Source organism: Streptomyces sparsogenes subsp. cuspidosporus, assembly GCF_039532705.1.
Taxonomy (GTDB): Bacteria; Actinomycetota; Actinomycetes; order Streptomycetales; family Streptomycetaceae; genus Streptomyces; species Streptomyces sparsogenes.
In genome coordinates, this window is the sequence record NZ_BAAASD010000001.1 from 206,672 (window position 1) to 232,115 (window position 25,444).

The following is a 25,444-nucleotide window of genomic DNA, read 5'->3' on the forward strand; positions in this document are numbered from 1 at the left end:
AGCGACGTGGACGACAAGCGAAAACTTCTGGCCGCGCTGCTGTCGCGGGCCGGCTCGGCTCCGTCGGGCGAGAGTGTGGCGATCGTCGGCGTGGCCGGGCGCTACCCGATGGCCGCGACCGTCGGCGAACTGTGGGAGAACCTGGCCGCGGGCCGGAACTGCGTCCGTGAGGTGCCTGCCGACCGCTGGGACGCCGACGCGCACTACGATCCGGCAGGGGTGCGCGGCAGCTACAGCAAGTGGGCGGGGTTCATCGACGACGTCGACGCTTTCGACCCGCTGTTCTTCCAGATCTCGCCCGCCGACGCCGAGGCGATGGACCCCCAGGAACGCCTCTTCCTCCAGACCGCGGCGGCGAGCCTGGACGACGCCGGCTGGCCGGCGGCCCGGCTCGCCGCCCAGGGGCCGGTCGGGGTGTTCGTGGGCGTGATGAACAACGACTACGAGTGGCTGGGCGGCGAGGCCGCCGCGCGCGGCGTGACCACCGACGCCCGCGCCAACCACTGGACGATCGCCAACCGGGTCTCCTACCTCTTCGACTTCACCGGCCCGAGCATGGCGGTGGACACCGCCTGCTCGGCCTCGCTCACCGCGATCCACCTGGCGTGCGAGAGCATCAGGCGCGGGGAGTGCGCCGCCGCGATCGCCGGCGGTGTCAACCTCATCCTGCATCCGGAACACCTGCACACGCTGGCGCGGCGCGGGATGATCTCACGGGGCGACCGGCTGCGGGCCTTCGGCGCCGACGCGGACGGCTTCGTGGACGGCGAGGGGGTGGGCGCCGTCCTGCTCAAGCCGCTGTCGGCGGCGATCGCCGACCGGGACCGCGTCCTCGGCGTGATCCGGGGCTCGGCCGTCAACGCGAACGGCAAGACCGGCGGTTACACCGTGCCCAGCTCGGCGGCCCAGACCCGGATGATCCGAGCGGCGCTGGGGCGCGCCGGGGTGCCCGCGGACACCATCGGCTACGTGGAGGCCCACGGCACGGGCACCCCGCTCGGCGACCCGATCGAGATCGCGGGCCTGACCGAGGTGTTCGGCGGCCGGAACGACACCAACACAGACACGAACACCAACACAGACACCAACACCCACACCCACACCGACACCGACACCGACGCCGACACCAACACAGACGCCGACAGCGCGCGGCGGACCGTCGCCATCGGCTCCGTGAAGTCCGCCCTGGGCCACCTGGAGTCCGCGGCCGGCATCGTGGGCCTGACCAAGATCCTGCTGCAGTTCCGCCACGGGATGCTGGTGCCGTCGCTGCACTCGGCGCCCGCCAACCCGGACATCGACTTCGCCGCCACGCCGTTCGCGGTGCAGCAGACCCTCGCCGAGTGGCCACGAGCCGTCCGGCCCGGCGCGGACGGCGCCCCCGAGGAGCAGCCCCGGCGGGCCCTCGTCAGTTCCCTGGGCGGCGGCGGCGCCAACGCCTGCCTGATCGTGGAGGAGTACATGGCGGCCGACCCGCCGCGGCCCGCGGCGGACGACGCGCCGCAGCTGCTGGTGGTCTCCGCCAAGAGCGAGGACCGGCTGCGGGCGTACGCCGGCGACCTGGCGGCCTTCCTGCGCCGCGGCACCCCGTCCGCCGGATCCGCGGACCCGGGGGCGCTGGACGAGGCCCGGAGCCTGTGCCTGCGCCTGGCCGCCGAGACGATCGGCGTGGCGCCGGACGACCTCGACCTCACCACCGATCTGGCCGACTACGGCTTCGGCGTGGCCGAGCGCGCCCGACTGCACACCCTGCTGGCCGAGGAACTGGGCGCCGAGCCGCCCGCGAGCGTCCCGGCGGCACACCACCTGGAGGCGATGGCCCGGGCGGTGGCCCCCACCCGGACGCCCACGGCGTCCGCCGGCGCCCCGTCCCTCCGGCTCGCCGATGTCGCCCACACCCTCCAGGCGGGCCGTACCGCCCACGAGTTCCGCCTGGCCCTGCCCGCCGGATCGGTGGCCGAGGCCGCCGAGCTGCTGGAGCGTTACGCGGCGGGCGAGGACCCGGACCGGATCACCACCGGCCGGGCGCCGCGGGCCGGCGCGGCCCCCCTCACCGAGGCCGAGGCCACCGCCCTGGAGCAGGCGCTGACGCGGCGTGACCTGGCCGCGGTCGGCGAGCGCTGGGTGACCGGCGCCGAGATCGACTGGTCACGCGTCACACCCGCCGAAGCCCGCCGCGTCGAGCTGCCCTCCTACCCGTTCGCCCGCGACCGCTACTGGATCCCCGGGCCCCGCCCGGTGGGGAACGCCCCGGCCACCCGGGGCGCGATCGGCACCCCCGCGCCGGCGGACCCGGGCACGGAACCGCCGGACTTCTACCGCCCGCTGTGGGTGCGCGCCACCCCTGCGCCCGCCGCACCGCCCGCGCCCCGGGCCGAGCGGGTCGCCGTACTGGTGACCGAGGCGTCGGTCCGGCTCGGCGAGGCGATCGCGGCCCGCCACCCGGCCGCCCGCGTGGAACTGGTGCGGCTGGACCGCGAGCCCCTGACGGCCTGGCAGGACCGGGCCGCGGAGGCCGACCTGGTCTACCACCTCGGCGGGGTGGCCCGGGTGCCGGAGGGGGTCGGCGCCGCCGAAGTGACCGACCACGTCCGCCACGGCTCGCTGGCCCTGTTCCACCTGCTGCGGGCCGGCGGCGCGGACCGGGTCGTGGTCGTCACCAGCGACGCGCACCCGGTGGCCGGCGGCGCCGTGGAGAACCCCTTCGCCGCCGGCCTGCACGGCCTGCTCCAGGTGGCACCGAAGGAACGGCCCGGCCTCGCGGTGGCCGGAATCGACATCGCCTCGGCCGAGTCGGCCGGGGACGCCGGGCTGCGGGCCGTGGTGGACGCCATCCTGGCCGAGCCGCTCGAGGTGGCCGGCCGCACCGTGGCCGTGCGCGGCGGGGTCCGGTACGTCCGCCGGCTCGGCAAGGTCACCCTGCCCGACGCCGGGCCGGTGTTCCGGGACGGCGGGGTCTACCTGCTGATCGGCGGCACCGGCGGCATCTCCCGCGAGCTGAGCCTGCACCTGGCCCGCGCCCACCGCGCCAAGCTGGTCTGGTTCAGCCGCCGCGAACCGGGACCCGCGCAGCGGCGAGCCCTCGCCGAGATCCGCGCCTCGGGCGGGGACGCGGTGCATGTGCGCGGCGACGTACGCTCCGCCGAGGACGTGGCGGCGGCGGTGGCGGAGGCGCACCGCCGCTTCGGGGCGCTGCACGGAGTCGTGCACGCGGCCATGGTCTTCGACGACCACCGGCTCGCCGACCTCGACGAGGCCGCCTTCACCTCGGTGACCGGCGTGAAGACCGAGGGCGCGGTCGCGCTGGCCGCGGCCGTGGCCGGGGAGCCGCTGGACTTCCTGGCTCTGTTCTCCTCGGCGGGCTCCTTCGGGGCGTTCGCCCGCAACGGCGCGTACATCTGCGCCTCGGCCACCGAGGACGCCTACGGACTGTTCCTGCGCGAGCGGCTGGACTTCCCCGTCGTGGTGATCAACCAGGGCTACTGGGGCCAGGTCGGCTCCGGCGCCCGCTCGGGCCTGGAGGACATCTTCGCCGGGCTCGGCATCGAGGCCTTCGGCCCCGCCGAGGGCATCGCCGCCGCCACCCGCATCCTGGGCAGCGGCCTGCCGCAGGCCATGCCGATCAGGGCCGGCCGCCGGGCGCTGGAGTCCATGGGCCATGACGCCGCGTACGACGGTGAGCTGCTGCCCGGCGGCCACGTGCCCGCGCTGGCCGGGGCGGCGCGCCTGGACGCCGAGGCGGCCACCGACCCGGGCGCGACCCGGGTGCTCGCCGGTTACCAGGAGCTGGAGGAGGTCTCCGCGGCCCTGCTGCTCGGCGTCTACCAGCGGATGGGCGTCTTCCACCGCCCGGGGGAGCGGCACCGGGCCGAGGAGCTGCGGGTCCGGCTGCGTATTCTCGACCGGTTCCGGCGGCTGCACGACGCGCTGCTCACCATCCTGGCCGACGCCGGCTTCCTGAGCCGGGACGGCGACCGGGTCACCACCACGGCCGCGGTGGACGGGGTGGACGAGGCCGAGTCCGCGCCGCGCTGGGAGGCGGAGTTCGACCGGATCGCGGCGGCGTACCCGGACATCGAGCCGACGGTCACCCTCAACCGGCTGTTCCTGCGGGAGTACCCGCGCATCCTGCGGGGCGAGGTGAACGCCACCGAGATCATGTTCCCCGGCACCTCGATGGCGCTCGTCCAGAACTTCTACCGGGGCAACCCCCTCACCGACTCCTTCAACCGCATGGTCAGCACGGCCGTCCGCGCCTTCCTGGACGTCCGGCCGCCCCGGCCGGCGGACGGCCGGCCGGTCGAGGTCGTGGAGCTGGGCGCGGGCACCGGCGCCACCAGCGAGCGCGTGCTGCCGGTGCTGGCCGAGCACCCGGGGCGGGTCGGCTACGTCTTCACCGACATCTCGCCGCGCTTCCTGGAGCACGGCCGCGAACGGTTCGCGGCCCGCTACCCCTTCACCCGCTTCGAGGTGCTCAACCTGGAGCGCGAGCCGGCCGACCAGGGCTTCGCACCGGGCTCGGCCGACCTGGTACTGGCCACCAACGTGGTGCACGCCACGAGCAACCTGCGGGCCACCCTCCGCAAGGCCAAGGCGCTGCTGCGGCCCGGGGGCTGGCTGGTGCTCAACGAGCTGACCCGGGCCCGCCCGCTGCTCACCATAGGCGGCGGCGTGCTGGAGGGCTGGTGGGCGTTCGACGACGCCGAGCTGCGGCTGCCCGACTCGCCACTGGCCTCGCCGGAGAGCTGGCGCCGGCTGCTGCACGAGGAGGGCTTCACGACGGTCAGGACCCTCGGCGCCGAAGACGCCGGCCTGGGCCAGAGCGTGCTGGTCGCGGAGAGCGACGGCGTGGCGCCCGGCGCGGCCCGGTCGGCCGCTCACCCCACGCCCGGCACCGCGGCCTCCGGCACGCCGGCGGCCGACGCGGACGCGGTCGCGGCCGACGCGGTCGCCGACCGGCTGCGCGAGCTGGTGGAGGGCGTCCTGAAACTGGAGCAGCGGATCGACCCGGACCGTCCGCTGGCCGACTACGGATTCGACTCGCTCAGCGGCATGAAGATCGTGGCCGCCGTGGACGAGGCGTTCGGCGTCACCGTCCCGCTCGGTGACTTCTTCGAACGGCCCACCCTGCGCGAGCTGGCCGCGCACCTGGCCGAATACTGGCTCTCCGAAGCGGCCAAGGGCCCCGGGGCCCCGGCGCCCGCCCCGGCGGAGCTGCCCGACCGTACGGCCCCGGCCGCGCCCGGCACGGACGGACCCGGCACGCACGGCACCCGCGCGGAAGGGACCCGCGCGGACGGGACCCGGCCGTCCGGGGCCGCCGCCGCGGCCGAACTGGTCCTGCGGCCCCGCACCGACGCGGAGGCCTCCAGACACCCCCTGTCGCAGGGCCAGCGCGCGCTGTGGGTGATCGAGCAGATCGCCCCCGGCACCTACGCCTACAACCTGCCGCTCGCCCTGTGGCTCGACCCCGGCCTCGACGTCCTGGCCCTGCGCGTGGCGCTCCAGGACCTGATCGACCGGCACGACGAACTGCGGGCCACCGTCCGAGCCGCCGACGACGGGCCGTACGTCCGGATCGCGGCCGAGCCCGAACTACCGTTCCACCAGGTCTACCTGACCTCCCGCGACGAACCCGAGGTCCGCGAGCGCATGCGCGCCGACCTGCGGCGCCCCTTCGACCTCGGCCGGGGACCGCTGGTGCGCGCCACGCTGTACACCCTCGGCGACGGCCGCCACGCGCTGCTGCTGACCTTCCACCACCTGGTGTTCGACGGGGTGTCCATCGCCCTGCTGCTGGCCGAGCTGGAGCGCGGCTACCGCGCCGTGCGCGGGGGCCTTCCGCTGCCGCCGGACCGGCCGGCCCGTGGCTACGCCGACTTCACCGCCTGGCAGCGCGACCTGCTCGCCGGGCCCGAGGGCCGGCGGCTGCGCGACCACTGGCTGGGCCGGCTGCGCGGCCGGGCGACGACGGTGCCGCTCCCGCTGGACCGGCCGCGTCCGCCCGAGCCCCGCTACCAGGGCGCGAGCGTGGACGGCCGCATCCCCGCGGCAGTGGCCGACGCCGCCCGCGCGCTCGCCTCGACGGAGCGGACATCGCTGTTCGCGGTGGTGCTCGCGGCCTACTTCGGGCTGCTGCGCCGCTACGGCGACCAGCGGGACCTCGCCGTCGGAACGCCGACCGCCGGGCGGCCGCCCAGCGGCTACGACGACGTCCTCGGCTACTTCATGAACATGGTGGTGCTGGCCGAGCGGATCGAGGACCAGGACACCTTCCGCGCCCTGGCCGGCCGGGTCCACCGGACCACCCTGGAGGCGCTGGAGCACAGCGCGTACCCGCTGATCACCCTCGCCGAGGAGCTGCGGCGCGCCGACCCCGCCGCTCCCGCCACCCCGTTCAACGTGGCCTTCTACTTCCAGAACTGGGTGCGCGACGCGCGCCACGAGGGCCTGGTGCTCGGCCCGGTCGAGGGCGTCCACCAGGAGGGCGAGTTCGACCTGACCCTGGAGGTGGTCGAGGAGGCCGAGGGCTGCCGGTACACGCTCAAGTACGACCCGGACCTCTTCGATACCTCCACCGCGGAGCGCCTCGGGGCCCACTTCGTCACCCTCCTGACCGCCGCGGTGGCAGCGCCGGACACCGCGGTGGCCGATCTCGACCTGCTGACCGAGGACGAGAAGGCGGCGCTCGCCCCGCCCGAGCCCGTCGCGTACCCCGACGACGCCACCGTCTGGGAGCTGGTGTCACGCCAGGCCGAGGCGCGGCCGGAGGCCGTCGCGGTCCGCTGCGAGGGCACCGAACTGACGTACCGCCGGCTCGCCGAGCGGGTGCGGGACCTCGCGGAGCGGCTGCGCGCCGCCGGCGTCGGCCGCGGCCGCACCGTCGGCGTGCTGCTGCCGCGCGACGCCGACCTGCCGGTGGCGCTGCTCGCCGTGCAGGCCGCCGGAGGTGTCTACGTCCCGCTCGACCCGTCCTACCCGCCGCAGCGGCTCGCCTACATGGCCGAGGACGCCGGGCTGCACCTGATGCTCACCCACTCCGGTGTTCCCGCCGGGCCCGGCGGGGTGCCCCGGCTGCTGATCGACGGGGACGAGCGGCCACCGGCCGCGCCCTCGCCCGGCCCGGCCGGGCCGGAGGACATCGCGTACGTCCTCTACACCTCCGGCTCCACCGGCCGGCCCAAGGGCGTCCAGGTGCCCCACCGCGCGCTCGTCAACTTCCTGTGGTCGATGGCGCGCGAGCCCGGATTCGGCCCCCAGGACACCCTGCTCGCCCTGACCACGGTCTGCTTCGACATCTCCGCCCTGGAGCTGTACCTGCCGCTGATCACCGGCGGCACCGTGGAGGTGCTGCCGACCGAGACCGCCCGGGACGGGCTGCGGCTGCGGGAGGCCGTCGAACGCGCCGGCGCCACCGTCATCCAGGCCACCCCGGCCACCTGGAGCATGCTGCTGGCCGCCGGATGGCGCGGGGACCCCGGCCTGACCGTGCTGTGCGGCGGGGAGGCGCTGCCCGCCGACCTGGCGGAGGCGCTGCTGGCCGGCAACCGCGCGGTGTGGAATCTGTACGGGCCGACGGAGACCACGATCTGGTCGGCGGCGAGCCGGCTGGCCCCCGGCGAACGGGTCACCATCGGCACACCCATCGCCAACACCCGGCTGTACGTGCTCGACAGCGCCCGCCGTCCCGCCCCCACCGGGGTGGCCGGTGAGCTGTACATCGGCGGGCACGGAGTGGCCGCCGGCTACCTCGGCCAACCCGCGCTCACCGCCGAGCGCTTCCTGCCCGACCCGTACGCCGGGGACCCCGACGCGCGGATGTACCGCACCGGCGACCTGGTCCGCCGACTCGCCGACGGGCGGATCGAGTACCTGGGCAGGATCGACTCCCAGGTCAAGGTGCGCGGCTTCCGGGTGGAGCTGGAGGAGATCGAGGCGACCCTGCGCCGTCTGGACGGCGTCCGCGAGGCAGTGGTCGTGGCCCGCCGCGGAGGCGGCGGCGCCCACTCGCTGCTCGCCTGCTACACGCTCGCCGACGGCGCCGCGGAACCCACCCGGGAGCGGCTCGCCGCCTGGCTCCCCGACCACATGGTCCCGGACGCCCTGATCCGGGTGACGGACTTCCCGTACACGCTCAACGGGAAGATCGACCGGGCCACCCTGGCCGCACTGCCGCCGGGCGAACTGCGGGCACGCTTCGGCGCGGCGCAGGCCGACCCGCGGCGGGCGCCCGCCGCGCCCGAGGGCCGGACGGAGGCGCTCGTCGGCGAGCTGACCGCGATGGTGGCCGGACTGGTCGGGCTGGGCCTCGAGGAGATCGGCCCGCACACCCCGCTCGGCGAGGTGGGCATGAACTCCGTCGGCTTCACCGCGCTCAGCGCCGGACTGCGCGAGGCGTACGGCATCGAGGTCTACCCCACGCTCTTCTACCGCAAGGGCACCGTGCACGCGCTGGCCGCACACCTGTGGGACGAGCATCCGGCCGCGCTGGCCGCCCGGTTCGGCACCCCCGCCCAGGCACCCGCCCAGGCGCCCGCCGAGGAGCGGCCGGCCCCCGCCACAGCGGCCGGGGAGGCGGGCGCCGGGGACGGCGAGCGGGGCGGGGGCGCCGCCGCCGACATCGCCGTGATCGGCATGGCCGGGCGGCTGCCGGACTCGGCCGACCTCGGCGAGTTCTGGACCCACCTGGCCGCCGGCGACGACCTGGTGCGGGAGATCCCCGCCGAGCGCTGGGACTGGCGCGAACAGCCGCGCTCCCGCTCGCGCTGGGGCGGCTTCGTGCCCGATGTGGACCGTTTCGACGCCGCCTTCTTCGGGATCTCGCCGCGCGAGGCCGAACTGATGGACCCCCAGCAGCGGCTCATGCTGGAAGTCGCCTGGTCGGCGGTGGAGGACGCCGGTTACCGCCCGTCCGAGCTGGCCGGAAAGCGCGTCGGGGTGTTCGTCGCGGTCACCAACTCCGACTACCTGGAGGTGCAGCGGTCGGCCGGGCGCGGCGCCGAGGGCCACACCCTCACCGGCGCGGCACTGTCGATCATCCCGAACCGGATCTCCTACCTGATGGACCTGCGCGGCCCCAGCGTCGCCGTGGACACCGCCTGCTCCGGCTCGCTGACCGCCGTCCACCAGGCCGTCGCCGCGCTCCGCGACGGCACCTGCGACCTGGCGATCGCCGGCGGCGTCAGCCTGATCCTGTCGCCCACCGTGTACGAGGCGCTCAGCCAGGGGGAGATGCTCAGCCCCGACGGCCGCTGCAAGGCGTTCGACAGCCGGGCCGACGGCTATGTGCGCGGCGAGGGCGCGGGCGCGGTGCTGCTCAAGTCCCACGACCGGGCGCGGCGCGACGGCGACGCCGTGCACACCGTGATCAAGGCGGTCGCGGTGGGCCACGGCGGCCGGACCACCTCGCTCACCGCCCCCAACCCCGACGCCCAGGCCGACCTGCTGGTCGAGGCCTACCGGGCGGCCGGTGTCCCGCCGGAGACCGTCGGCTACATCGAGGCGCACGGCACCGGCACCGCGCTGGGCGACCCGATCGAGACCACCGGACTGAGCACCGCCTTCCGCAGGCTGCGCGCGGACGCCCCGGCGGACCGGACGCCCGGCTGCGCCATCGGGTCCGTCAAGACCAACATCGGCCACCTGGAGGCCGCGGCGGGTATCGCCGGTCTGTTCAAGGTGGCGCTCGCGATGCGGCACGGCACCATTCCGGCCAGCCTGCACTTCCGGCGGCAGAACCCCTACCTGGAACTCGACGGCGGCCCCTTCGAGGTCGCCGCCACCGCCCGGCCCTGGCCGCGCCCCCACGACGCCTCCGGACGCGAACTGCCGCGCCGGGGCGGGGTCAGCTCCTTCGGCTTCGGCGGGGCCAACGCGCACATCGTGCTGGAGGAACCGACCGTGTCCCACGAGGACGACGCCCGCGAACAGGCGGCGCACGAGGAGCTTTTCGTGCTCTCCGCCCGAGACCCGCAGGGACTGCGGCACGCCGCCCGGCGGCTCGCCGACCACCTGCACGAGCACGACGTCCCGCCGGGCGACCTCGCCTACACCCTCCAAGTGGGGCGCGAGCCCATGGCCCACCGGCTCGCCGTGGCCGCCACCGGCACCGCCGAGCTGCGCGCCGAGCTGTCCGCGTACCTCGCCGGGCGCCCCTCGGCGGTGCGCACCGGGCGGGCCGAACCCCACCCCACCGCACGGGAGGTCGCCCGGGCGGAGGCCGCCGGGACGGAGAACCTGGCGGCCCTCGCGGCCGACTGGGTCCGGGGCGCCGAGGTCGACTGGGCCGCACTGCACCGGGGCGCGGCCCGCCGCCGGGTGCACCTGCCCTCGTACCCCTTCGCCAGGACCAGGCACTGGGTCACCCCGGGCGCCTCCGCCGAGGCGGCGCCCCCGCCGGCCGCCGCCCGGCCGCACCCGACCCTGCTGGACGCCGACGCCTCCTCCGGCACCCCGGCCGGCGAGCACGTGTTCGCCAAGACGCTCACCGGGGAGGAGTTCTTCCTGAGGGACCACGTCGTCGGCGGTGCGCCGGTGCTGCCCGGCGTGGCGTATCTGGAGATGGCCCGGCTGGCCGGCGAACTGGCCACCGGTGGCCCCGTGCGCGGCGTCGAGGGGCTGGTGTGGGCCGCACCGGTCCGCCTCGCCCCCGGCACGGCGCGGGAGCTGCGGGTACGGGTCACCCCCGCCGGCGGCACGGCGTCCTTCGAGGTGCGCGGCGCCGGTGACGGCGCGCGGGCGAACGCCGCCGGCACCCTGCTCCTCGGGGAGCCGGAGGGCCGCCCCGCCCGTATCGACCTCGCGGGCGTGCGCGCCCGCTGCGGGCGGGTGCACGACGGCGCGAGCGCCTACGCGGGCTTCTCCCGGCTCGGCTTCGACTACGGCGAGAGCTTCCGGACCATCGAGGAACTCGCCGTGGGCGACCAGGAGGCGCTGGCGACGCTGAGCCTGCCCCCCGGGCGGCGGGCCGACGCGGACGACTACGTGTTCCACCCCTCGCTGCTCGACGCGGCCCTCCAGACGGCGGGCATGCTGGCGTCCGGCGCGGGGGACCCCGGGACACCGGTGCCCTATCTGCCGTACTCGCTGGGGTCGGTGCGGCGCCACGCGCCACTGCCGGAGCGTACCTACGCCTACGCCACCCGCTCGGCGCGCCCGGCCCCGGCGGGAACGCTCGTCTTCGACGTCCGGCTGCTGGATCAGACCGGGGAAGTGGTCGTCGCGATCGACGCCTTCACGCTCCGGGCGGCACCCGGGGCGCCCACCGAGGCACCTGCGGACGCGACCGCGGTGGCCGCGTTCGAGCCGGTCTGGCGGCCGGCCCCGCGCGACCGGCGCGAGCCGGCCGGGACGGTGCTGCTGCTCGCCGCCGGCCCGGAGGGGACGGCGGTGAGCACGGCCCTGACCGCGGCCGGCGCGGCGGTGCGACGGATCGAGCCGGACGCGGCCGGGTTCGACGCCGACGCGGCCGTGGCCGCACTCCCCGCGGACCTGCCCGCCCATGTGGTGCACCTGGCCGGGGACGAGGCGACGCCCGGCGCGGCGGTCGAGCGCGGCTTCCACCTGGCCGCCGCCTTCCTCCGGACCTGGCAGCGACGGCGGCGCGGAGCGCTGCGCTACCTGTACGCCTACCGGGAGCCGGCCGCCACGCCGGCCGACCCGGCGATGGCCGCGTTCGCCCGCTCGGTGCGCCAGGAACACCCGGCGGTCGACTTCGGCGTGCTGGCCGTCGCGGACGGCGTCGCGCTCCCGGAGGCGGTGGCCGCCGAACTCGGCGCCGGGGGCGACCCCGAGGTGCGGATCGACGCGGCGGGCCGGACCCGCCGGGCCTGGCGCCGGGTGGACCTGCCGGGCGCCGACGGATCGGCGTTCACCGGCCCCGGGGTGCAGGTGATCACCGGCGGCACCGGGGCGCTCGGCCTGCTACTCGCCGAGCACATCGCCGCCGTGCGGCGCGCGGCGGGAGCCGCGGGCGGCGGGATCGTGCTCGCGTCCCGCACCGAGCCCGGCCCCGCGGCGCGCGCCCGTATCGAGGCCATCGGCGCCCGCGTGGTCCGGGCCGACGTGGCCGACCCGGCACAGGTGCGCACGCTGCTCGACGAGGCCCGCCGGGCCCACGGGTCGGTCGGCGGTGTCCTGCACGCCGCCGGGGTCCTCAGGGACGGCCTGCTGCTGGGCAAGGACCGGGCGGCCGCGGAGGAGGTGCTGGCCGCCAAGGTGCACGGCACCGTGCTGCTGGACGAGGCGACACGGGACGAACCGCTGGACTACTTCGTGGTGTTCTCCTCGGCGGCGGCGGTGTTCGGGAACGCCGGCCAGACCGACTACGCCTTCGCCAACGCGTTCCTGGACCACTTCGCCGAGCGCCGCGAGGAGCGGCGCCGCCTCGGCGCGCGGCAAGGCCGTACCCTGGCCGCCGCCTGGCCGGTCTGGGCCGACGGCGGTATGCGCGTCGACGCCGCCGCCGAGGAGCACATGGCGCGCGTGCTCGGCATGCGTACGCTGCGCACCGGCCCGGCGCTGGACGCGCTGGAGCGCGCGCTCGCGGGCACCGCGCCGAGGCTGCTGCTCGCCCCGGGCGACCCGGCCCGGATCCTGGCCGCCCTCGACGGCGCGGCGGACGGCCCCCGGGCGGAGAACCCCCGGGCGGGCGGCGAGGGCCCGCAGTCCGCCACCACGTCGAGGCGGGCAGACAGCGACCGGGCAGGGGCCCGGGCCGGGGCGGAGCGGGTGCTGCTGCGGATCCTGGCGGAGGAGCTGAAGCTCCCCGAGGCGGAGATCGCCGTCACCGAACCCTTCGACCACCTCGGCGTCGACTCGCTGATCACCATGAGCGTGGTGCGCCGGCTCGAGGAGCGTGTCGGCCCGCTGTCGAAGACCCTGCTGTTCGAGTACGTGACGGTGGACGAACTGGCGGACCACCTGGCCTCGGCCTATCCGGACGCCTTCGCCGAGGCCGCCGAGGCCGCCGAGGCTGCCGCGCCCGCCGAGGCTGCCGCGCCCGCCGCGCCCGCCGTGCCCGTCGCGCAGGCGCGTGAGCCCGAGCGGCCCGAGCGGGCCGCGGCCGACCCGGCCCCGGCCGCCGCCGGCGACCACGACATCGCGATCATCGGCGTCGCCGGCCGCTACCCGCAGGCCGATGACGTGGAGGAGTTCTGGCGCAACCTGCGGGCGGGCCGGGACTGCGTCGAAGAGGTGCCCGGCGACCGGTGGGACCACGACCGGTTCTACGACGCGGACCGCGCCGCCCAGGGCAAGACCTACGGCAAGTGGGGCGGGTTCGTGCGGGGCGCCGACCGCTTCGACCCGCTGTTCTTCCGGATGTCGCAGATCGAGGCCGAACACATCGACCCCCAGGAGCGGGTGTTCCTGGAGACCGTCTGGCACCTGCTGGAGGACGCCGGCTACACCCGCGAACAGCTGCGCGGCTCCCGCACCGGGGTGTTCGTGGGCCTGATGTACGGCCACTACCAGCTCTACGGGGTGCGGGACGCGCTGCGGGGCACGGGGATCGCCACCTCGTCGTCGTACGCCTCGGTGGCCAACCGGGTCTCGTACTTCTTCGACTTCACCGGGCCCAGCGTCGCCCTGGACACCATGTGCTCCTCCTCGCTGGTCACCATCCACCAGGCGTGCCTGGCCCTCCGCAACGGTGACTGCGAGGTCGCGGTCGCGGGCGGGGTCAACATCACCAGCCACCCGGTGAAGTACCTCCAGCTCGCCCAGCGCGGCTTCCTCTCGGAGGACGGCCGCTGCCGCAGCTTCGGCGAGGGCGGCACCGGATACGTCCCGGCCGAGGGCTCCGGCGCCGTGCTGCTCAAGCGCCTCGACGCGGCGCTGGCCGACGGCGACCGCGTGCTGGCCGTGGTCAAGGCCTCCGCCGTCAACCACGGCGGCACCGGCAAGGGGTTCAGCGTGCCCAACCCGAAGGCGCAGGGCGACCTGGTGCGCGCCGCGCTCGACCGGGCCGGGCTGCGCCCCGCGGACCTGGACTACCTGGAGGCGCACGGCACCGGCACCGCACTCGGTGACCCCGTGGAGGTCGCCGGAATGCGGCGGGCCTTCGGGGACGACCCGCCGGAGCGGCTGCCCATCGGCTCGGTCAAGTCCGCCATCGGGCACGCCGAGTCGGCCGCCGGGATCGCGGCCGTCACCAAGGTGCTGCTCCAGATGCGCCACGGGGAGCTGGCCCCCTCCCTGCACGCGGACCGGCTCAACCCGGACATCGACTTCGAGGGGACCCCGTTCCGGGTCCAGCGCGAGCCGGCGCCGTGGCCGCGCCGGGTCCTGGCGGACGGCACGGTGCGGCCCAGGACGGCGGGGGTCAGCTCGTTCGGCGCGGGCGGCACCAACGCGCACATCGTCCTGCGGGAACACCTCGACGACCCGCGGCCGCCGAGCGCGGCGGCCGGGCCGCAGCTCGCGGTGGTCTCCGCCCGGGACGCCGGCCGGCTCGCCACGCAGGCCCGCCGCCTCGCCGCGCACCTGCGCGCCGAGGGCGCCGGGGCGGCGCCGCAGCAGGTGGCCTGGACCCTCCAGATCGGACGCGAGGCCATGGAGCACCGGCTCGCCCTGCTCTTCCACGACCTTCCCGGACTCGCCGCGAGCCTGGAGGAGTTCGCCGCCGGCGGCAGACCGGCCGACTGCTGGACCGGGGTGGCCGACCTCCGCCGGCCCCCGGCGGGCGAGACGCCCCCGGCCGACCCCGCGGCGTACGCCGCCGCATGGACGCAGGGCCGCCCGGTGGACTGGCCGGCCCTGCACCCGGCCGGCCGGCCGCGCCGGGTCGCCCTGCCCGGCTACCCCTTCGGCGGCGACCGGATCCGGCTGGCGGCGGTCGAGGCCGAACTGGCCCTCCCGGACCCCGACCCGGCCGCCGGGGCCCGGCTGCTGGCCAGGCAGTGGGTCCCCGCCGAGCCCGCGGGCCGGACCGAGCTGCCCGGCCGGACCGCCGTACTGACCGCGCCGGGCACCGAGGCGCAGGCCGCTCGCCTCGCCACCGCCCTGCCCGGCGCCGAGGTGCTCACCCCCGACCGGCTCGCCGCCGACCTGGCCGACCCCCGCACCGCCTGGGACCGCTTCGACGCCGTCGTCGACCTGGCCGGCTGCGCCGGGGCGGACACCCCGCCCGAGCGCGACGCGCTGCTCACCTGGCTGCGCTGGACGCAGCGTGTGGTGGATCACGCCCGGCCCGAACTGCGCTGCCTGCTGGTCTCCCGGGGCCCCGGGGCCGGTGGCGCCGCCCGGGCGGGGCTGTACCGCATGCTCCAGAGCGAATACCGCCACGTCCGCTCCCGCCATGTGGACCTCGGCCGGGACGCGAGCGACGAGGAGGTGTGCCGGCGGTCCGCCGACGAGTTGCGCGTCGACGCGGAGCACGCCGAGATCGCCTACCGCGACGGCGTCCGGCACCGGGCGGAGCTGCGGGAACTTCCGAGCGGCTCCTCGGACGCGCCGCGCTTCCCGGCCGGCCACGTGCTCTGGGTGACCGGTGGCACCCGCGGCCTCGGGCTGCTGACGGCCCGGCACTTCGTGGCCCGGCACGGCGTGCGCAAGCTGGTGCTCACCGGCCGCGAGCCGCTCCCGCCCCGGGCCGAGTGGGCCGCGCACATCGCCGCGGGCACCGCGCTCGGCCGCAAGCTGCGCCCGCTCGCGGAACTGGTGGAGCAGGGCGTGGAGCTGGAGGTCCTGGCCGTTCCGCTGGAGGACTGGGCGGCCCTGGCCGGGGCGCTCGCCGACGTCCGGCGGAAACTGGGCCCGGCCGGCGGAGTGATCCACAGCGCCGGCTTCACCGACTTCGGGAATCCGGCGTTCGTGCGGAAGCCGGAGGCGGACATGGCCCGGGTACTCGGCCCGAAGATCTTCGGCCTCGACGCGCTCGTGGAGTGCTTCCGCGACGAGCCGCTGAGCCTCTTCGTGCTGTACTCCTCGGTCGCCGCCGCCGTGCCCGCGCTCGCGGTGGGCCAGAGCGACTACGCCATGGCGAACGCCTATCTCGACGCGGTCGCCGAGGCCCGCCCGTACGGGCTGCCGCTGGTCAGCGTGGAGTGGCCGAGCTGGAAGGACACCGGCATGGGGGAGGCGCGCAGCGCCGCCTACCAGGCGTCCGGGCTGGACACGCTGTCGGACGAGCAGGGGCTCGCCCTGCTGGAGCGGGCGCTGGCGAGCGGCGCCCGGGTGGTCCTGCCCGCGCTGCCGCGGCCGGGTGCCGACTGGCGGCCGGAGCGGCTGACGGCCCGCCGCCTGGACGCGGCGCCGGCCACCCCGGCCCCCGGGGACCCGGTCGAGCCCTCAGCCACCGTCGCCGCGACCGCTCCCGCCGCGACCGGGCCCGTCGCGACCGGGCCCGTCGCGACCGGGCCCGTCGTCCCCGCGGCGGCCCAGGACGCCGTCGGGGCGATGGCCTCCTGGCTCCTCGACGAACTCGCCAGGGAGCTGCGGTTCGAGCGGACCAAGCTGGCGGGCGATGTGCCGGTCCACGACTACGGTGTCGACTCGATCATGATCAGCCAGCTGGTGCAGACCGCCGCCAAGCGGCTGGACGTCTCGATCGACCCCTCGGCGCTGCTGGAGCACCCGACCGCCGACGGGTTCGCGGCGTACCTCGCCGAGCGGTATCCGGACGAGCTGCTCACCGTCTTCGCCCCCACCGGGACAGCAGACCCCGACACGGCGGCCCCCGGCGCGGCAGACTCCGGGACGACGGCCCCCGACACGGCGGCCCCCGGCGCGGTGGACCACGCCGCACCGGCCCCCGCGGCCACGGCACAGCTCGCCCCCGCGACCACGGCACAGCCCGCCGCCGGGCCGGCGGTCGGCGCGGAGCCGGCCCCGGGCCCCACCGCCGGGCCGATCGCCGTGGTGGGTCTGTCGTGCAGGTTCCCCGGAGCCGAATCCGCCGATGAGTACTGGGACCTGCTGCGGCAGGGCCGTACGGCGGTGCGCCCCGTCCCGGAGCGGCGCTTCGGCCGGCCCGTCGACCACCACGCGGGGCTGCTGCCGGACGTCTTGCGGTTCGACCCCGAGTCGTTCCTGCTGTCCGAGGCGGACGTCGCGGCCATGGACCCCCAGGCGCTGCTGCTCCTGGAGGAGGTCAGCGGCGCCCTGCACCACGCCGGCTACCGGCCCGCCGAGCTGCGGGGCCGCCGGATCGGCGTCTACGTGGGCGGCCGGACCACCCACACCCCGGACGGGGAGAAGCTGGACCAGGCCCGGAACCCGGTGGCCGTCACCGGCCAGAACTACCTGGCCGCCAACCTCTCGCAGTACTTCGACTTCCGGGGGCCCGCCCTGGTGGTCGACACCGCCTGCTCCTCCGCGTTGGTGGCCATGGACATGGCCGTACAGGCGCTGCACGCGGGCGCCGTCGAGTCGGCCGTGGTCGCCGGCGTCAGCCTGCTCGCGGACGACCGGGCGCTGCGGGTGTTCGGTCAGCGTGGCCTGCTCAATCCCGGTGCGGAGTTCCATGTGTTCGACCGCCGGGCCTCCGGGGTGGTGCTCGGCGAGGGGGTCGGCGCCGTCGTCCTCAAGCCGCTGGCGAGCGCCCGGGCCGACGGGGACAGGATCCTCGCCGTCCTCCAGGGCATCGCGATCAACAACGACGGCCGGACCGCCGGCCCCGCCACGCCGAATCCGGAGGCGCAGCGGGAGGTCATGGCCGAGGCGCTGGCCCGCAGCGGCCACCACCCGCAGGACATCGGGTGGGTCGAGGCCAACGGCTCCGGGTCCGCCATCACCGACCTGATCGAACTCAACGCGATACAAGCCGTCTACCGGTCGGGCTCGGCGCGGCCGGTGGCGCTCGGCTCGGTCAAACCCAACATCGGCCACCCGCTGGCCGCGGAGGGCATCGCGGCGTTCATCAAGGTGGTGCTGATGCTGCACCACAAGGAGCAGGTGCCCTTCCGCTCCGGTCAGGAGCCGCTGGAACACTTCGACCTCGACGCCTCCCCGCTGTACTTCCCCAGGGAGCCCCGCCCCTGGCCGCGTACGGGCGACATCGCCGCGCTCAACTGCTTCGCCGACGGCGGCACCAACGCCCACCTGCTGCTCGCCCCGGCGCCCCACGGCCACCAGGCCCGGCGCGGCCCGGTGCCGCATCCCCCGCTCGACCGCCGCGTCGTCGTCCGCGGCACCCCGGAGCCGCCCGCGCCACGCGCCGTCCTGTTCTGGGACGGCTTCCGCCCCCGCGCCCGGGCGGCGGCGGGCGGCGGGGGCCTGTACTGGGACGCCTACCGGGAGGACGGCAGCGGTGACCGGTGAGGCTCGCCAGGGCTCCCTGCCCGTCGTCTTCATGTTCTCCGGGCAGGGCTCGCAGTACTACCACATGGGCAGGGAGCTGTACGACGGCAACGAGGCCTTCCGCACGGCGCTGCGCCGCTACGACGCCGCGGTCGCCGAGGAACTCGGCGAGTCCGTGCTCGCCCGGGTCTTCGACCCGGCGAGGCGGAAGGACGAGCCGTTCACCGACACCCGGATCACCCACCCGGCGATCGTCATGATGGAACTCGCCCTGGCGGACACCCTGCGTGCCGAGGGCATCGAGCCGGACCACCTGCTCGGCGCCAGCCTGGGCGAGTACGCGGCGGCCGCCGTCTCGGGCAGCCTCGACCCGCTCGACTGCCTGCGGCTGCTGGTGCGCCAGGCCGACGCCCTGCGGGCGGGACCCCCGGGCGGCATGCTCGCCGTGCTGGACCGCCCGGAGGTGTTGGACCGGGTGCCCGCCCTGCGGGAGTGCGAGATCGCCGCGCGCAACTATCCGGGCCACTTCGTGGTCGCGGGCACGGAGGAGGCCCTGGCCCGCGCCGAGGCCGAACTGCGCGCGGCCGAGGTGCTGCACCAGCGGATCCCGGTCGAGTACGCCTACCACTCACGGCTGATGGACACCGTCCGCACCGCGTGCGGGGACGCCTTCGGCGCGGTGGAGTTCGCGCCGCCGCGCATCCCCTGGGTGTCCTGTGTGGGGGGCCGGCCGGTCGAGCGTGCCACCCCCGAGCACTTCTGGCGGGTGGCCCGGCTGCCCATCGAGTTCGAGCGGGCCATGGCCACGATGCGGGGCCGGGGCGAGTTCCTCTACCTCGACCTCGGCCCCGCCGGAACCCTCAACAACTTCGCGCGCCACAACCTGCCGGCGGGCACGCGGGCCCGGTCCCTGGCGATGCTCAGCCCGTTCGGCTACGACCCGGGCCTGCTGACCAGGGTGCGGACGCTCGCCGCCCCCGCAACACCCTCGACGGCACGAAGGAAGGCACACCACATGAAGGTCTACGGTTTCCCCGGTCAAGGGTCCCAGCGACGGGGCATGGGCAAGGAGTTGTTCGAGCGGTACCCCGAGCAGACCGCGATCGCCGACGATGTGCTCGGCTACTCGATCCGGGAGCTGTGCGTCGAGGACCCGGAGCGCCGGCTCGGCCGCACCGAGTTCACCCAGCCCGCGCTGTACGTGGTCAGTGCCCTGTCCTACCTCGACCGGGCGGCCCAGGACCCGGAGCCGCCGGACTATCTGGTCGGCCACAGCCTCGGCGAGTACGTGGCCCTCTTCGCCGCCGGGGCCTTCGACTTCGAGACCGGACTGCGGCTGGTGCGGCGGCGCGGCGAGCTCATGGCCGCCGCGAGCGGCGGCACGATGGCCGCGGTGGTCGGGGCGGACGAGGCGACGATCGCCCGGGTGCTCGCGGAATCCGGGCTCGACGGCGTCGACCTGGCCAACCACAACGCCCTGGACCAGTTCGTCCTGTCCGGTCCGAGCGAGCAGATCGACGCGGCCCGCACCGCCTTCGAGGCGGCCGGAGCCCGGGCGGTCCGGCTCAATGTCAGCGCGCCCTTCCACTCCCGCTACATGCGTGACGCGGCCGACGAGTTCGCCCGGTTCCTCGACGGGTTCGCCCTGCGTCCCCCGGCCGTCCCGGTGCTGGCCAACGTGGACGCCCGGCCGTACTCGGCGGCGACCCTCAAGGAGGGGCTGGCGGCACAGATCGCCTCCCCGGTGCGCTGGACCGACACCGTGCGCGGGCTGATGGGTCACGGCGACTTCGAGTTCGTCGAACTCGGCCCCGGACAGGTGCTCACCAAGCTCGTCGCCCGTATCCGGGCCGCCGCCGAGCCGCTCCCGGTGCCCGCCGCCCGTCCCGAGCCCGCCGCCCCCGCCGAGACCAGGGCCCCGGCCCCGGCACCCGTCCGGGCGGCACCGGCACCCGTCCCGGTGGCCCCGGAACCCCGCCTGGCGGCCCCGGCCGCCGCTCATCAGGGCATCGCGGTCGCGGCGGACGATCTCGGTGCCGCGAGCTTCCGGGAGCGGTACCAGCTCAGGCGGGCCTACCTGGTGGGCTCGCTCTACGGCGGGATATCCGGCCCGGAGATGCTGCGGGCGTCGGCCAAGGCGGGGCTCCTCGGCTTCCTCGGCACCGGCGGCCTCACCGGGGCCGAGCTCGACAAGCACCTCTCCGACCTGGTCAGCGACCTGGGCCTCGGTGGCTCCTTCGGGGTCAACCTGCTCTACCGGCACCGGGCGCCGCAGGAGGAGTCCGCGCTGGTCGACCTGTTGCTGCGGCACGGCGTGGACCTCGTCGAGGCCTCCGGGTTCCCGCTGATCACGCCCGCGCTGGTGCGCTTCCGGCTCAAGGGCGGACGCATCCTGGCCAAGGTGTCCCGGACCGATGTGGCCGCCGCGTTCCTCGCGCCGCCACCCGAGCGCCTGGTCGCGGCGCTGCTCGCGGACGGGGAGGTGACCGAGGAGGAGGCCCGGGCCGCGGCCCGGCGGCCCATGGCGGACGACCTGTGCGTCGAGGCGGACGGAGGCTGGCTGAGCAACGCGGCCGACCTGGTGACCCTCCTGCCCGCCGTGCTCCGGCTGCGGGACGAGATCGCGCTGCCCGGCCACCACGTCCACGTGGGATGCGCCGGCGGGATCGGCACGCCCGAGGCGGCGGCCGCGGCCTTCCTGCTCGGCGCGGACTTCGTGCTGACCGGCTCGGTCAACCAGTGCTCGGCCGAGGCGGCCACCAGCGCGCAGGTCAAGGACCTGCTGCAGGCGGCGCACGAGTACGACGTGGACACCGCCCCGTGGGGCGACATGTTCGAACTGGGCGTGCGGGCGCGCTATCTCAAGCGCGGACTGTTCTTCCCCGCCCGGGCCTCCCAGCTGCACGAGCTGTGGCGCCGCCACGCGTCCCTCGCGGAACTGGACGACGACACCAGGAGCAAGGTGCTGGACCGCTGCCTGGCGGGCGAACCCCTCCCCACCCCGCCCCCGGGCACGGACCCGAAGACGGAACTGGCGGAGGTGTTCCGCCGCTACTTCACCCGCGGCTTCCGGCTCGCGGTGACGGGCGACGGCCGGTCCAGGGTCGACTACCTGATCCACTGCGGCCCCTCGATGGGCGCGTTCAACCACCTCGTCGCCGACACCCCGCTGCAACCCTGGCGGGCCCGCACGGTCGAGGCCATCGCCGACACCCTGATGGAGGGCGCGGCGGCACACCTCACCACTCGGCTGCGGTCCTTCCCCGGGGCCCGGTGACGCGGCCGTGGCGCGGTGAGGGCGGGCCCGGCCCGCGGCGGTCCGGTGGCCGTGCCGTGAGCGGGCGTGTCCGACAATGATGTGATGGTGGATCCGGCCTGACGCCCACCGTCCGGCCGGTGGAACTCACGGGCGGGCGACCACCTCCTGACCGGGCCGCCCCCGGCCGAGCTCCTGGAGCCGGTGTGTGAAGGCCTGGGGCGGAATGTGGGGGATCCGGGGCCGGATGGGGCCCCTGGGCGGCGCCTGAGAGACTGCCGATCATGGATATCGCTCGCAGGAACAATGTCACCGTCACCGGCAACCCGCACGGGCGGGCGGTGGTGCTGGCTCATGGGTTCGGCTGCGATCAGAACATGTGGCGGCTGACCCTGCCTGCGTTGGTCGAGGACTACCGGGTGGTGCTGTTCGACTACGTCGGGTCGGGCCGCTCGGACGCGGCCGCGTTCTCGGAGGACCGGTACGGCTCACTCACCGGCTACGCCCAGGACGTGGTGGAGGTGTGCGAGGCGCTCGATCTGCGCGACGCGGTGTTCGTGGGCCATTCCGTCAGCGCGATGATCGGTGTGCTGGCGGCCGGCGTGGCTCCGGAGCGGATCGGGGCGCATGTGATGGTCGCCCCGTCTCCGCGCTACATCGACGAGGACGGCTACCGCGGCGGTTTCAGCGCCGAGGACATCGACGAGCTGCTGGCGTCACTGGAGTCGAACTACCTGGGCTGGTCGGCGGCGATGGCCCCGGTGATCATGGGGAACGCGGACCGGCCGGAACTCGGCGAGGAGCTGAAGAACAGCTTCTGCGCCACCGACCCGGACATGGCCCGTGTCTTCGCCCGGACCACGTTCCTGTCGGATTCACGCGACGACCTGAAGAGCGTGCGGGTGCCGACCCTCGTGCTGGAGTGCACCCAGGACGTGATCGCTCCCCGGGAGGTGGGCGCCTTCGTCCACCAGGCGATCCCCGGCTCGACGCTGATCACTCTCGACGCGACGGGGCACTGCCCCCACCTGTCCGCGCCCGAGGCCACCAACCAGGCGATCACGGAGTTCCTGGCGGCCCTGCGGTGATGTGCCGTACCGGACAGCAGCCCGACCCGCACGGCGCCGGCGACGACGAGCACGCGCCGAACGCGGCGTTCGCCGCACTGCTGGAGGACAGCGCGGAGGAACTCTACGAGAACGCACCGTGCGGATACCTGTCCACCCTGATGGACGGTACCATCGCGAAGATCAACACCACGCTGCTGACCTGGCTCGGCAGGGAGCGCGAGGCGGTGGTGGACCGGATGCGGTTCACCGACCTGCTGACGGTGGGCGGCAAGCTGTACCACGAGACGCACTTCGCGCCGCTGCTGCGGATGCAGGGCGAGATCAGCGGCATCGCCCTGGAGATCAAACAGACGGACGGCGGCCGGATGCCGGTGTTGGTCTCCTCCGTGATCAAGTACGGCAGTACCGGCGAGCCCATGCTGATCCGCACCTCCGTGTTCGACGCCCGGGACCGCCGCGCCTACGAGGAGGAACTCCTGCGCCGCCGGAAAGCCGCCGAAGAAGCGCGCAAGCAGGCGGAGGCCGACCGAGCCCGACTGGAGGACGCCCTCGCCGTCCTCCAGCAGACACTGCTGCCGGACACCCTCCCGAAGGTACCCGGGGTGGAGATGGCCGCCTACTACCACACCGCCCATCCCGATCGGCTCGGCGGCGACTTCTACGACGTCTTTCCCATCGACGGCAAACGCTTCGGCTTCTTCCTCGGTGATGTGTGCGGCAAGGGCCCCCAGGCCGCCGCGGTCACCTCACTGACCCGCTACACCCTGCGCGCCGCCGCGCTGCACGACCCCGACCCCGTCTCCGCGCTGACCACCCTCAACAAGGTGCTCCACGAGCGGTACGCCGCCGGCGGTGACCCGCGTTACTGCACCGCGGTCTTCGGCACCCTCGAGCCCGAGCCCGACACCGGGGAGGTCGCCGTCCATCTGGCCTCGGGCGGACACCCTCCGGTCATCACCGTGCGTGCCGACGGCACGGCCGACTTCCTGCCCACCCCCGGTGGCCTCCTCGTCGGCATCCTCGCCTCCGCGCGCTTCACCGCCGCCACGACCGTGCTCACCCCCGGCGACATGCTCCTCCTCTACACCGACGGCATCACCGAAGCCCGCACCGGCGAGGACCGCACCAGCCTGTACGGCGACGAGGCCCTGCTCGCCTTCGCCGCCGACCACGCCGGCCAGCCCCCACCCGCGGTGATCCAGGCCCTGACCGGCCTGCTGCACAGCTTCGGTGACGGCCTCGACGACGACACCGCACTGCTCGCCCTCGGCGTCCCGGCCCCCAACCCTCAGACGAGAAGCAGACCATGAGCCCACTGAAGATCACCACCCGAGACGCTGCCACCGGTCCCGTTCTGGAGATTTTCGGCGAACTCGACTACGACAACGCCACTGAACTGCGCGAACTGATCCCCACCATCCCCCTCCGCCCGGGCCAGCGCCTCATCCTGGACCTGGGCGGCATGGAGTTCTGTGACTCCAGCGGCCTCAGCGCCCTCATCGCCGCCTACCACCACGCCCAGGCCGCCCAAGCGGACATCGCGCTCGCCGCCGTACCCGCCCACACCCTGCGCACCCTGCGCATCGTCGGCCTCGACCAGATCTTCCCCATCCACCCCGGAAGCGCTGAGTGACCGCGGTGGCAACCGCTTCCGCCGAGAAACCCCGAAAGGGCCTTCCCGAGACAAACGGGAAGGCCCTTCGAGGAAAAAGACAACGTCAGTGCTTGAACGCGTCCTTGGCCTTTTCCTTGGCCTCACGGGCATCGCCCGTGCTCTTTTCCGCCTGTCCTTCGGCGGCCATGCGATCATTCCCGACGGCGCTTCCCGCAGCCTCCTTGGCCTTGCCCTTGGCCTGCTCGGTCTTCGCCTTGGCCTTCTCGCCGGCAGTCATGGAATGCGCCTCCTCATTGCTTCGGTGCCGCTTTCTCTGTAATCACGTGTGCCCCGGCTCTCCCCGCACAAACAAGCAACAGCTGTGGAATGAGAGAGCGGCCGCGGGGCATACGGCGACTGAGGAGGTCGATAGATATGGTTCCCGTACTGCTCGTTCTGCTTCTCGCGCTCGTCCTTTTCGGTGTCGGGTTCGCCGTCAAGGTCCTTTGGTGGGTGGCCCTCGCCGTCCTGGTGGTATGGCTGCTCGGCTTCGTCCTGCGCTCCACGAGCGCCGGCGGTGGCCGCAGCCGCTGGTACCGATGGTGACCTGACCTGCACACCCCTTACGTAGGGCCTGGCCGAACCGGCCAGGCCCTACGGGCGTGTACAGGCTCGCCCGACGCCTGACGATGCACACAAGTGACGATGCACACAAGGAAAGAGCCTCAGAAAGAGGCTCAAAAGGAAAACGGTAGTTGCGGTCCGGTCAGATGCGGAATGGGCACGCGATGCGGAATGGGTACGCGCTGAAAAAAACCCGTGCGACCTCCGGCCAGGCCCCTGCCCTCACTCATGTCGCCTGCGTGGGCCGCGTTGGCGTAGGCGGTTGGAAGCAGGCGGTGACATCTTTGCCGCGGGGGCAACGGCGGACCTCCCAGTCATCGGCGAGGGCGTCGACCAGGAGCAGCCCGCGCCCCCCGAGAGCACCGTCATCCGCGTGGCGTTGCTGGGGCAGCCGCGTTGAGGCGTCATGCACCGTCACATGCAGACATTCCTCGTCCCAGGTGAGGATGAGCTGCGCGGCACTGCCGGCGTGGAGATGGGCGTTGGTGACCAGCTCCGACACGGCCAGCACGACCGAGTCCACCAGATCCGACGCTGTCCGGTCCCAGCCGAGTGTGGCCATATGCGTCCGCGTCCATTCCCTGGCCGCCCGCACCCCGGCGCTGATCGGCAACGAACGCGCCCATCCGACAGCCCTCAGGGATGAGTCCTCCGCCATGG

The 25,444-nt window shown here is 74.9% G+C and carries 8 protein-coding genes; 6 read left to right on the forward strand and 2 right to left on the reverse strand.

The window, feature by feature from the left end; all coding sequences use genetic code 11:
• The first annotated feature begins 6 nt into the window (after positions 1-6).
• The 5 genes from ABFY07_RS00735 to ABFY07_RS00755 all read left to right on the forward strand — a co-directional run bounded on the left by ABFY07_RS00735 (position 7) and on the right by ABFY07_RS00755 (position 24,199).
• Complete coding sequence (locus tag ABFY07_RS00735) at positions 7-18,261, forward strand: amino acid adenylation domain-containing protein (RefSeq protein WP_346172513.1); 18,255 nt, start codon at positions 7-9, stop codon at positions 18,259-18,261.
• A gap of 31 nt (positions 18,262-18,292) precedes the next feature.
• Positions 18,293-21,517 (forward strand): ACP S-malonyltransferase, encoded by a 3,225-nt coding sequence (gene fabD / locus ABFY07_RS00740; protein ID WP_428836836.1) that lies wholly within the window; start codon positions 18,293-18,295, stop codon positions 21,515-21,517.
• A gap of 263 nt (positions 21,518-21,780) precedes the next feature.
• On the forward strand, positions 21,781-22,584 hold the full coding sequence (locus tag ABFY07_RS00745; protein ID WP_346172515.1) for an alpha/beta fold hydrolase: 804 nt from the start codon (positions 21,781-21,783) through the stop codon (positions 22,582-22,584).
• Positions 22,584-23,876, forward strand: a complete 1,293-nt coding sequence (locus ABFY07_RS00750) for a PP2C family protein-serine/threonine phosphatase (RefSeq protein WP_346172516.1) — start codon at positions 22,584-22,586, stop codon at positions 23,874-23,876. The genes ABFY07_RS00745 and ABFY07_RS00750 overlap by 1 nt, the downstream gene beginning before the upstream one ends.
• Positions 23,873-24,199, forward strand: coding sequence for an STAS domain-containing protein (locus ABFY07_RS00755; RefSeq protein WP_346172517.1), 327 nt, complete (start codon positions 23,873-23,875; stop codon positions 24,197-24,199). Before ABFY07_RS00750 ends, ABFY07_RS00755 begins: the two co-directional genes overlap by 4 nt.
• Positions 24,200-24,284: 85 nt before the next feature.
• On the opposite strand, the gene ABFY07_RS00760 is transcribed toward ABFY07_RS00755, so the two are convergent.
• Positions 24,285-24,458 carry a CsbD family protein gene (locus tag ABFY07_RS00760; protein WP_069751537.1) on the reverse strand — a complete coding sequence of 58 codons (174 nt, stop codon included), beginning with the start codon at positions 24,456-24,458 and terminating at the stop codon, positions 24,285-24,287.
• 137 nt (positions 24,459-24,595) lie between these two features.
• Between ABFY07_RS00760 and ABFY07_RS00765 the strand changes: the two genes are divergently transcribed.
• Positions 24,596-24,766 (forward strand): hydrophobic protein, encoded by a 171-nt coding sequence (locus ABFY07_RS00765; RefSeq protein ID WP_076971670.1) that lies wholly within the window; start codon positions 24,596-24,598, stop codon positions 24,764-24,766.
• A 244-nt stretch (positions 24,767-25,010) separates the two neighbouring features.
• On the opposite strand, the gene ABFY07_RS00770 is transcribed toward ABFY07_RS00765, so the two are convergent.
• Positions 25,011-25,442: an ATP-binding protein gene (locus tag ABFY07_RS00770; RefSeq protein WP_346172518.1), complete on the reverse strand. Its 432-nt coding sequence runs from the start codon at positions 25,440-25,442 to the stop codon at positions 25,011-25,013.
• Positions 25,443-25,444: the final 2 nt, after the last annotated feature.

What these genes read in the sequence shown, in the direction of transcription:
- ABFY07_RS00750 (WP_346172516.1), top strand. Translation starts at nt 22,584, where the DNA reads ATGTGCCGTACCGGACAGCAGCCCGACCCGCACGGCGCCGGCGACGAC.
- ABFY07_RS00755 (WP_346172517.1), top strand. Translation starts at nt 23,873, where the DNA reads ATGAGCCCACTGAAGATCACCACCCGAGACGCTGCCACCGGTCCCGTT.
- ABFY07_RS00765 (WP_076971670.1), top strand. Translation starts at nt 24,596, where the DNA reads ATGGTTCCCGTACTGCTCGTTCTGCTTCTCGCGCTCGTCCTTTTCGGT.
- ABFY07_RS00760 (WP_069751537.1), bottom strand. Translation starts at nt 24,458, where the DNA reads ATGACTGCCGGCGAGAAGGCCAAGGCGAAGACCGAGCAGGCCAAGGGC.
- ABFY07_RS00745 (WP_346172515.1), top strand. Translation starts at nt 21,781, where the DNA reads ATGGATATCGCTCGCAGGAACAATGTCACCGTCACCGGCAACCCGCAC.
- ABFY07_RS00770 (WP_346172518.1), bottom strand. Translation starts at nt 25,442, where the DNA reads ATGGCGGAGGACTCATCCCTGAGGGCTGTCGGATGGGCGCGTTCGTTG.
- fabD (WP_428836836.1), top strand. Translation starts at nt 18,293, where the DNA reads ATGTTCTCCGGGCAGGGCTCGCAGTACTACCACATGGGCAGGGAGCTG.